Origin of the sequence: Desulfobulbus alkaliphilus (assembly GCF_016918545.1) — a bacterium.
GTDB lineage: Bacteria > Desulfobacterota > Desulfobulbia > Desulfobulbales > Desulfobulbaceae > Desulfobulbus > Desulfobulbus alkaliphilus.
The window spans coordinates 107,274-118,162 of the sequence record NZ_JAFFQC010000011.1 but is presented as its reverse complement, the minus strand read 5'-3'; the positions used below and the strand labels follow the sequence as shown (position 1 = coordinate 118,162).

7 protein-coding genes are annotated in these 10,889 nt (G+C 53.6%); 5 read left to right on the top strand and 2 right to left on the bottom strand.

Annotated elements, in window-relative coordinates:
* On the top strand, nt 1-2,715 hold a 2,715-nt coding region (locus tag JWG43_RS07945), incomplete at its 5' end, for an OmpA family protein (RefSeq protein ID WP_205242370.1).
* Nucleotides 2,716-2,894: 179 nt separating this feature from the next.
* Here JWG43_RS07945 and JWG43_RS07940 read toward each other — a convergent pair.
* Together JWG43_RS07940 and JWG43_RS07935 are read right to left on the bottom strand one after the other, a co-directional pair.
* Nucleotides 2,895-4,499 carry a DUF445 family protein gene (locus JWG43_RS07940; RefSeq protein ID WP_205242369.1) on the bottom strand — a complete coding sequence of 535 codons (1,605 nt, stop codon included), beginning with the start codon at nt 4,497-4,499 and terminating at the stop codon, nt 2,895-2,897.
* 22 nt (nt 4,500-4,521) lie between these two features.
* A complete protein-coding gene (locus tag JWG43_RS07935; protein ID WP_240193458.1) occupies nt 4,522-5,235 on the bottom strand; it encodes an HAD family hydrolase in 714 nt (237 codons plus the stop codon).
* A gap of 641 nt (nt 5,236-5,876) precedes the next feature.
* Here JWG43_RS07935 and ftsE point away from each other — a divergent pair.
* From ftsE to JWG43_RS07915, 4 genes are all read left to right on the top strand, one after another.
* Nucleotides 5,877-6,641 (top strand): cell division ATP-binding protein FtsE, encoded by a 765-nt coding sequence (gene ftsE, locus JWG43_RS07930; protein ID WP_205242368.1) that lies wholly within the window; start codon nt 5,877-5,879, stop codon nt 6,639-6,641.
* Nucleotides 6,638-7,528 (top strand): cell division protein FtsX, encoded by an 891-nt coding sequence (locus tag JWG43_RS07925; protein WP_205242367.1) that lies wholly within the window; start codon nt 6,638-6,640, stop codon nt 7,526-7,528. The genes ftsE and JWG43_RS07925 overlap by 4 nt, the downstream gene beginning before the upstream one ends.
* Before the next feature lie 8 nt (nt 7,529-7,536).
* Nucleotides 7,537-8,691 carry a murein hydrolase activator EnvC family protein gene (locus tag JWG43_RS07920; protein WP_205242366.1) on the top strand — a complete coding sequence of 385 codons (1,155 nt, stop codon included), beginning with the start codon at nt 7,537-7,539 and terminating at the stop codon, nt 8,689-8,691.
* 735 nt (nt 8,692-9,426) lie between these two features.
* Nucleotides 9,427-10,773, top strand: a complete 1,347-nt coding sequence (locus JWG43_RS07915) for a S41 family peptidase (protein ID WP_205242365.1) — start codon at nt 9,427-9,429, stop codon at nt 10,771-10,773.
* Nucleotides 10,774-10,889: the final 116 nt, after the last annotated feature.

Below are 10,889 nucleotides of genomic sequence, written 5' to 3'. Positions count from 1 at the left end.
CAGAGCCGGCTCGACACCACCCTTGCTGATCTCGAAACCACCAAAAACCAGCTAGACAACCTCAACGCCGAACTCCAGGCAACCCGGGCCGAACGCGACACCACCGCCCAGACCGTGGCTGAGCAGCAGACTCTCATCAATGAACTCGAGCAGCAGGTCAGTGAAGGCACCGAAACAGCTCAACAGCTCCAGAGCCGGCTCGACACCACCCTTGCTGATCTCGAAACCACCAAAAACCAGCTAGACAACCTCAACGCCGAACTCCAGGCAACCCGGGCCGAACGCGACACCACCGCCCTGACCGTGGCTGAGCAGCAGACCCTCATCAATGAACTCGAGCAGCAGGTCAGTGAAGGCACCGAAACAGCTCAACAGCTCCAGAGCCAGCTCGACACCACCCTTGCTGATCTCGAAACCACCAGAAACCAGCTCGATAACCTCAACGCCGAACTCCAGGCAACCCGGGCCGAACGCGACACCACCGCCCTGACCGTGGCTGAGCAGCAGACCCTCATCAATGAACTCGAGCAGCAGGTCAGCGAAGGAGCGGAAACAGCCCAGCAGCTCCAGGCGGATTTGCAGGAAACCAATATTTCCTTGCAGGCAACACTGCAGGAACTTGAGGCAATCAGAACAGAAAACGATGAGGCCCAAGCGAGTATGGCGGAAATGGTCCGGGAAATCGACGGATTCAGTGAGGTCAGAGAGACACTGTTGCTGGACGTGGAGCAGGCAAAGGATGCTCTGGCCGAAGCTCGACAAACAATCGACACTCTTGAGGAGGAAAAAAGTACTATCCGCGCTCTTCTTGATGAACGTGATCGGGAACTGGCCGAGACCAGAGCCGAGCGTGACGACCAAATTGATCTGCTTCGTCAGGAAATGGCAGACCTGAGCGACCAGAACGTCGAGGTCGTTAGTGAATTGACCGCTTCCCTGGCACTTGCGGCAGAGGCACAACAACGCATTGAGGAACTACAATCCGCGCAAGCACACCTCCAGGCAGCCATGAGCGAGACCGAAGAAAAGCTTGCGGCAGCCTTGGAAAACACTGCTACCCTGCAGCAACAGGTACAAGACAAGGAGACCGAAGTCGCTGTTGCTCAGGCTCGCATCGGGGAGCTGCAAACTGCTGCAATAGCCTTTAACGACGAACGGATTGGATTTGTTAGTCAACTAGAAGCTATTCGTGCCGACCTCAGGGATTTACAACCGACCCGGGATGCGCTTCGTGAAGCTCAAGCACAACTGCAGACCCTGGATACAGTGAGCGCCGAACGTGACGCTCTGCAGGCACGTAATGAAGAACTCACAACCGCTCTGGAGGAACAGACCGTTGCTTTGACGGAAGCGATCCGTCAAAGCGAAGAACTCGGTGCCCTGCAAGCGCAAGTGGCAGACCTGCGGACCAGAGAATCTGAACTCATCACGCTTCAGGAGGAACAGACTGCCAGGATAGAGACCCTGGAAAATGAAAAAATCAGCTTGACAGAGCAATTGGATGCCAAACTGGCCAGTGTTGAGGAGGAACTTACCACTGCCAGAGGGGAACTGGAAAACAAAACCGCTGCCCTTGCCCAGGCAGAAACCCGGATTGAAGAATTGAAGGGGGCCGACGAAGAAATATCTGGTCTGCGGAACCAGATCAATGAACTTTCCGCAACGCTGGCAGACCTGCAAAGCGACAAAGAGCAGGCGCAACAGACAACAGCAGCAGCCAAAGCCGCCCTGGCTGACCTTGAGCAACAGCTGGCAGAACGTGATGAACAAACATCAGCCCTGGCTGCTGAACTGGCCGCGACCCAGGAGCAGTTGCAAGAAGTGACCGAGGTCGACCTCATTGAGCAGCATGAACTCCTAGTTAAGGAACTCAATGATCAGATAACCACCCTCAATAAGCAGGTAACCGAATTGGAAGCGGCTCGCGAACAGACAGAGAGCACTCTGGCCGCAATGGTTGCAACCGTACAGGAACAAGAGCAGCAAGCAGAACTGGCTGACCAGACAATCAAAGATCTGCTGGCCGAACAGGAACAGCTCCAGCAGACCATTGATGAAAGCCAGACAGCCCTCAACCAACTGCAGCACGAGTTGGAGGAGCAGCAGCAACTTATCAGAGAAGCACAACCCACAGAAGAGGTAGTTCTGGTCGATGAGGTTGAGGAAAGAGAGGCGCTGGCACCACCGGTTGTGGAAGAAGAACCCGAGGTAGTCGTGCAACCCGAAGAACTACCGGCGGTCGACCCGGAGGTTCCGGTACACGAGATAGCAGATGCGGATCTGGATCGGGATGCCATCATCGCCAGACTGAACCTCTGCCCCGATGTGCCTCCCGGTGTTGAAGTTAATGTCCTCGGATGTCCGCAAGGAGAAGGAATCATTCTTGAAGAAGTCACCTTTGCCTTGGGAACCTCCAACCTCACTGCCGATGCGCGTAGCGCCCTGGACAGAGTTATCGAGGCTTTGCTTCTCCTGCCGCAAATCCGGATGGAAGTTGCGGGACATACCGATTCCATCGGTGATGCGAATCTGAATCTTCAGCTCAGTCTCCAGAGAGCCCAGTCGGTTGTCGCCTATCTGGTCAACCAAGGTGTTGATCCTGACCGCCTGGTCGCCACGGGCTATGGTGAAGAATTCCCCATTGCCGACAATGCAACACCGGCGGGAAGAAACATGAACAGAAGAGTGGAATTCCACCTTCTCCAAGATGAATAACTAGGCATTCTTCCCCTTGTGAACGAACGTGCCCGGCCGTCTTAGATGGCCGGGCTTATTTTTTTCATTCGCCTTTGCGGGTCAGAACGCCTGAAAAACGCTGACAGCCACCTGATCAGCCGCGCAGTTGTCGTTCAAGTCAATGTAACACCAGAAGGAATGTATTGTATCCGGTACCTTCAGATAAATCTGATCAGGATCAGGTTCGCCAAGCCAATACAAAAACCCAGCATTGCCCCGAAAAGATTGATGTACTTCAACTGTTCCTCCATGATGGACAGAAGCAACCGCTCCAACTGCAACAAATCAAGTCCATCGACCTTTTCGGTCACTACCCGTTTTATATTGAGGGATTCGACCACGCCAGGCACCTCCCCTATGAATAATCTGTTGGCAGAAAGGACGATATACTCGGAGATGCTCTTACGGATGCCATGGGGGACAAAGCTGTAGAGTGTACCAACCGGCTTGGCCATCAGCGCATCAACCATGGAAGCAGCCAGGGAGTTGACCATCTTTTTTGCAGCTTGTGAACGGATCAGGTTAAGGCTACTCTGCACGCAAACTGTCCGCAACCGCCCGCGCTCATTTTGAGAGAATAAAGCCCCGGCCAGGTCATCCAGCGAACGGCGACCACCGTCCAGCAATTCCTCCGCACCTCGCCGCACCATGGTGTTCAGTCCCTGCAACGCTCCTTCCGTCCTGACCACAGCCAGCAATTGCCCGGACAACACAGAGCACAGGGCATCCAGCCGCTCCTCGCCAATGGTCGCGATCACCTCGGACAACGGCTTTGTCAACAAGCGGTCAAAATGCTCTCCCAGCGCCTCCACCAGGCGTTTCTGGACCTCAGGGCTGTCCAGCCAGGTCACCAGATCATCTTGCCGCTCATCCAGGTAGGCATTGATTTTTCGTACAAAGGTCTCTTTTTCGAAAAATCCCCGGGCCACGGCACCCACTGGACCAAGAGAATCAAGAAAATGTTCGACCCCCCCAAGGATGCCCGCTACCATCGCGCTACGGGACTCAGGTTCAGTGAATTTGCTGGCCAGGTGCTCGAGGATGACTGGCGCCTGGGCATGAATGAAATCACGGAGGGTGACCACCATATCGTCCGGCAGTATATCGCCCATGGTCTTTCCCTCGGCTGCTGAACGCCGCACACCGGCTGCGAGAAAATCCGCCAGCCACTGACGGGTCTTATCGTTACTCAACACATCTCTGAGTACCATTTCGAGGAGAAGATAGAAAACCTCCCTGTTCTCCGCTGCCACAAGATCATTGATTGTCCGGTTGCCAAGGGTATCGAGATGTTGCTCGATCAGGGCTGTTATCTGTGCCTCGGATGATGCATCGGCCAGATATCCATGGATTCCTTCGCCCAACTGCAATTTCATGCTGCGCATACCCACCCGGAAATAAAATTTGAACCGCCCTGGAACAATTTCCGGCAAAGTACCTAGCTCCAATCTGCAGATATTTTCCACATGGCGCTCCACAAGGGCAATCAAGTGCTCCTGAAAGGGTTCCTCGGAAACAGCAGCGCCGATGTCTTTGCTGGTGAGCAGGTGCCGACCCACCATTTCCCCAATATTCACAGACAATTGACGACGCTGCGCAGGAATGACCCCAGGAGTCATGGGGACCCGGATACCAAAAACATACCAGGGATGCAAGGGCCGAAACAGCATGCGGATGGCAATTTTATTGGTGGCGTACCCGATGAAAGCACCGACACAGGGTAGCCCAACCAGGCTGAGCAATGATGGATCCAAAAACAACATTTTCTTTCTTGCGTAAAAAAAATCAGTAGGTAAGCAGTGGCAGCAGTTGGTCCGGCCGGCTGATCAGATAGCGTGCTCCGGCGGCCTGCAGTTCTTCCCTGGTTCGGAATCCCCAGAGAACACCGACGGCATCCATGCCGGCCGCGCTGGCTGTTTGCATGTCTACAGCGGTATCACCGACGTAGAGGATATCGTCAGGTTGACAATCGAGAAAGGCGGCTATCTCGAAAACGGCGGCAGGATCCGGTTTTTTCGGCACTCCAGGCCGCTGGCCGAGCAACGGTGCAAAGGCCCAGTGCGGCAGGAGGCGCTGAACACATATTCGGGTAAAATCATGGGGTTTGTTGGAAAGAATGCTCATCGGCCAACCCGCTGCTGTCAACTGATCCAGCAGGTCAGTGATGCCTGGATAGGGAGCGGAACGCTGGTGCCAGCTTGTTGCATACTCTTTTTCAAACAGCGCCATCGCTGTCTCGATTCCGGCTCGAGACTGCAAGGGCTCGGGAAGAATCCGCGCCATCAGGGTGCGGAGACCATCGCCGACAAAATAACGATAATTGGCAACCGGATGTCCAGGCTGGCCCATCGCTGCCAGCGCTTGGTTGGCTGCCGCGGCCAGATCATCGAGAGTGTCAAGGAGGGTCCCGTCCAGGTCAAAGATGATCGCCTTGTAGCGCATGGTATTGGTTCTCCAGTTCACCGAATCCTCTGTACCATATTTTTTTACTGAATCCATGACGGCTGTACTCTTGTTTTTGATATATCTTGCTGTACTCAAAATATAAATGAAGCGGAACCCTTGATAATACCCTTCACCAGCCGCCCTTCGGGGCGTGCGGACGTTCCCCCCCGAAGGCCGGCGGATGCAAGTTGTGATCAAGGATTCCGCTGCAATGCAATGACAACCTGATTTCAACACGATAAACCCCAACCAAGATTCCCGCAGTCACGGATCAGCATATTTTCAATGTAATAACAAACCACTGCGTTATACGTTGCCATTACCAGCCACCTGAAACCGCCGCCCAAGCCGCATCATTAATGCCGAAACAACACTCTATGGACTTGGAAAAAGGTGTATTTGAGGATATATAACTGAAATAATTCAGGAGCCTGAATCCGTGATAGCTGGACGCTTGTTTTGGATATATCTTGCTGTAATCAATTTATAATTGCAGTGGAATCCTTGATAATAACCTTCACCAGCCGCCCTTCGGGACGTCCGCTTACGGATCGAGGAGAAGAGGTTGCCCAGGCTACCTGGCTGAAGCAGGGCCTGGACACCGGTACCTGATCGTCCCCCCACAGAGCCGCTGAGTTGATAAAGGATTCCATTCAGCTGTTGACCCTGTACCATGAACCCTGTACCTTGAGCCAATGATTCAGGAAACCAGCCCAACCAGTATCATAATCGATCTGATCAAAGTAACCAAGGTATATGCCCCCGACGTGGAAGCACTCGTTGAAGTGTCTCTTTCCATCCATGCAGGTGAGCTCGTTTTTCTTACCGGCATGAGTGGTGCCGGTAAAACCACGCTACTTCGGTTGATCAGTCGCATGGAGCATCCAACCAAAGGCCTGGTCGAGGTAGCAGGGATCGACCTGGCCAAACTGCCACAGCGATCAATCCATCTGCTACGTCGCAGGATTGGTATGGCCTACCAGGATTTCAAGCTCCTGAACGATAAAACCGTGGCCGACAATATTGCCATTGCCATGGAAGTTGCTTACCGGCAACCGGCCTTCATTGAAAAACGGACCAGGGAACTCCTCCATCAGCTCGATATGACAAGAAAATATTCCACCCGCACCGGAGAATTGTCCCGGGGCGAACAACAGCGGGTGGCCATCGCCAGGGCTGTAGCCAACTACCCGGAAATCATCCTTGCCGATGAGCCCACCGGAAACCTTGACGCAGAAACCACCGCAAAAGTCATGGAACTGTTCCATCAATTGAATCAGAACGGCGCCACCATCGTTATTGCCACCCATGACAGCACGATTTACCAACAGGCAACTCACCGGATCGTCACCCTCCATGCCGGTCGCTTGCGGGCCTCGGCCTTCGGTTCACCGACCGCTTTCTCCGACACACGACCAAACGAGGACTCAGCACCGACCGAAGAGGCGCTCACCTCATGAATTTTATCGTCATTCTTCTCCGCCAAACCGGACGTAACATGTTCCATACCTGGAAGGCGCAGACCATGATCATATTCACGGTGGCTCTTTCAGTGCTCATTTTTTCCTTTTTCTACCTGATCTATTTCAATGCCCTCCATCTCGGGGAAAAATTAGGTGAAGACCTGCGTCTCATTGTCTACCTTGAGGAAGAACCGGTGGAATCCCTGCAGGAAGAGTATCGACGGCGAATCCTCCGATTCGATCAGGTCATGCGCATTGATTTCATTGACAGTCGTCAGGCATTCGAACGACTTGAGCGGCAACTGGGCCAGGACAGCGATATTCTTACCGGAGTGCCCAGGAATTTTCTGCCCCCGTCCATCGAAGTCTACCCGGTGCCGTCCCTGAATCACCTTTCCCGGATCAAACGCTTTTCCGACTATCTGCTGACCCTGCCTGGAGTGGTCAAGGTACAGTACGGCAAGGATTGGATTGACCGTTTCTATGCCTTCATTCAACTGATGCGCATAGTCACCCTCTTGTCAGGCATTCTGCTGATCATGACCACAACCTTCATGGTGGCCCATACCATCCGACTGACCCTGCTCTCCCGTCAGCAGGAACTGAAACTGCTGCGCCTGGTCGGAGCCACCAACACCTACATCCGCATGCCCTTTCTGCTGGAAGCCCTTCTGCAGGGCCTGCTGGGAGCGGCTTGCGGCATCACCGCCCTCTTGGTCCTTTTCAATTGGATTAAACTGCAGTTGGCCGGCCCCTTGCCTGCTCTCGCTCATCTGCCCTTTACTTTTTTCCCCTGGCCGATCATCCTCTGTATCGTGCTGCTTTCCTCCCTGCTCTGCACGGTCGGCAGCTATTCGAGTACCAGAAAAATTTTGCAACTCTGATTGTTGTCATGCCTGCTTTACTTGCTATTATCCTGTTCGTTCTCCTGGTGCCACCACCTGTGCTCATGGCGGTTTCTCAAGACCCGCAAGCAGCCTCCATAAGCATTGGCAAACTCCACCAGGAGATCAAAGCACATCAAGACCTGGTCGATCGCAGTGGTCAACAGGAGCGATCTCTTCTCGACGAGATCGAGCATCTGGATAAAAAAATCAGTGCATTGAGTGAACGAATCGAGGATCTCCGCATCCGGATCAAAACCCAGGAGGAAGTGATCGCTGCCGGAGAACAACAACTGGAGGAAATATCAAGGGAAAATGAAGAGCTGCTCCTCCATCTCATGTATCGCCTGCAGGCTTTTTACCTCATGGGAAAAACCGGTTTTGTTGATGCTGCTTTTTCCAGCCGCTCCCTGCCCGAACTGCTGGTGATCAACGATGCTCTACACTCTCTGGTCACCTATGATCAGGAGGTGTTCACCGCCTACCGGGAGAATATGGATACCTTGCAAAGGGTCAAGCGCTCGCAGGAACTGGAAAAAATGCTCCTGGTCCAGTTTCTCCAAGACGCTGACCAGGAAAACAATGCTCTGCAGCTTGCCGCGGAGGAGAAAAGCGAACTGCTGCATCTGGTCCGTACCCAGAAAGGACTCTACCAGTTGGCCCTGGCAGAGATGAAAAAAGCGGAAAAAGAACTGAGCGCGACCCTGAAACGACTCGAAACGCCACAGAATCAGAGAGTCCCAGTCTTCTCTCTGGCCAAGGGCAGCCTGCCGCCGCCGGTGCAGGGTACCCTTGTCAACCAGTTCAATCAGATCGTGCCAGGTGATGAGGAAACCACTTTTGCCAATGGTCTGACCATCAGTACTCCACAGGGGGCCGAGGTGATTGCCATCCATGATGGGGTCATCCTGTTTGCCGGACACATGCGCGGGTATGGACGTATTGTCATTATCGACCATGACCGGCAGTATTACACGGTCACCGCTCGTTTTGATCATATCCGGGTCAAAGAGGGGGATGCGGTCCGCCAGGGTCAGGTCATTGGCACCACCGGGGAGATGGCCACCCTGTTCGGCAAAGGCCTCTACTTTGAAATTCGCCACGGTTCCGTCGCCGTCGACCCTCTTGACTGGTTATGGCCCGGTGCCTATCGTCTGCAATAGAAACCTTCCTGGATCCGTGAGCATTCGTTCGTGCGTCAGCTTTATTGTCTGTGACCGTTCGATTAAAGTTAACTTTTTCGGACGTTTATGGGCAATGAAGATGGCGTGCGCACGGACGCCCCGAAGGGCGGCTGGTGAAGGTTCTCTTTAAGGATTCTGCTGTAATTATAGTATGATTACAGTAATATATATCCAAAACTAGCGCCCAGCCGTCACGGATTCAAGGACTTGGCCCAAGCTTTTTGTATCCCGCTTCATTTTTACCGTCCTTGTGGTCATTAACCGTTGCTTCAGCGATCTTTTCCCGTTACCTTGACCAGTATTCGAAAGCGGTTGTCCGTACGTCCACCAGGGCGGCTGGTGAAAGGTATTCTCAAGAATTCCACTGCAATTACAATGTGATTACAGAAAGATATATCCGAAACAAGCAGCCAGTCGTCACTGATTCGGGCTTGAAGGTGGCCAAAGCCCACCGGACATTTGCCCTGTGCAGGACAACCCCTGGTTATCGCAAACGATCTCTGGCAGCCCATCCTTGCGAGGTCGCCGCGACTGCGTCTATATCGGGAGGGCTTGAGTGGACTGTTATGCCTGCACAGTTCTGGGGCACCTGTAGCTGCGAACAACTCAGGTGCGTGGCGCAGCAAACAGGTCCCCCCCATGTTTGGCACCGTGCCATCTTCTGATTATTCAAGGAGCATCTCACAGATTTTTATCCATTTCCCTGGACGTTCCATGAAACACCCACTCCTTCTGCTGCTTCTGTTCGTCTGTTGCTGCTGCTCACCCGTTTTCGCAGCTGACGGCACAGAGAACCGCGACACCTACCGGCACCTGGAAACCTTTGCCAACGTACTGACCTTGATTCAGCAGTATTACGTTGATGATGTCGACTCAGGCAAGGTCATCAACGCGGCCATCACCGGTATGCTCAGCTCGCTTGACCCGCATTCGGCCTATATGAGTCCTGAGGATTTCCGAGACCTGGAAGAAGAAACCTCGGGCAGTTTTTCGGGAATAGGTATTGAAATCTCCATCCGCGACGGCATTCTCACCGCCGTGGCTCCCATTGAAGGATCGCCAGCCGACCGAGAGGGAATACAGCCGGGAGATCAAATTATTCGGATCAACGGTGAACTCACCAAGGCCATGTCCCTGCTTGATGCGGTGAAAAAACTACGCGGTGAAAAAGGTACTATGGTGACCATCACCATCCTCCGTGAAGGCTGGCAGAACACCCGGGATCTGACCCTGATTCGGGAAGCAATCCCTCTTTATTCGGTGCGAACCATGGAACTGGAACCCGGTTTTTTCTCCATCCGAATTTCCAACTTCCAGGCCACCACGACCAGAGACATCAGGAATGCGCTCAACAGCATGAGCAGGAAGCCGCCTGTTCGCGGTGTGATCCTCGACCTGCGCAACAACCCCGGCGGTCTGCTTGACCAGGCGGTCAAGGTAGCCGATTTGTTTCTCGATCAGGGCATCATTGTTTCGACCCGGGGAAGGGACAAAGAGGAACAGATTGTTTTCCGGGCCCATGACGACGGCGGCAGGAATGATTTCCCCATGGTGGTGCTGGTGAACAGCGGTTCCGCCAGTGGTTCAGAGATAGTTGCCGGCGCCCTCCAGGATCATAAACGGGCAATAATTCTGGGAACCCCCACTTTTGGCAAGGGCAGCGTGCAAACCATCCTGCCCCTGCCCGATGGATCGGGTATCCGCCTGACCACCGCCAAATATTATACACCCAGCGGCGGATCGATCCAGGCCACCGGCATCACCCCCGACATGCTGGTGCCCTTGACCACCCCGACCACGGCAGCGGAAACGCCATCCGAATCAGCCCGGCCGGACACAATCATCCGGGAAAGAGATCTTCCCCATCATCTGAAAAACGATACGCACACCGAACCTCCACCCAAGGAAATCAAAGGGATGGAGCATCCCGAAGATTTTAATAAAATTCAGGAAATCCAAAACATTGAGACGCTGCTGAAAGAAGATAACCAGCTGCGCACTGCATTAATCATTCTCCAGAGTCTGGATCTGGCCACAAAAAAACAGCCGTCAAAAAAATAAACCTGAATCCGTGACGGCTGGACGCTTGTTTCGCAAATATCTTGCCGCTATCAGCTTATAATTGCAGCGAAATCCTTGACAATAGCCTTCTCAAGACGCCCTTCCGGGCGTCCGTC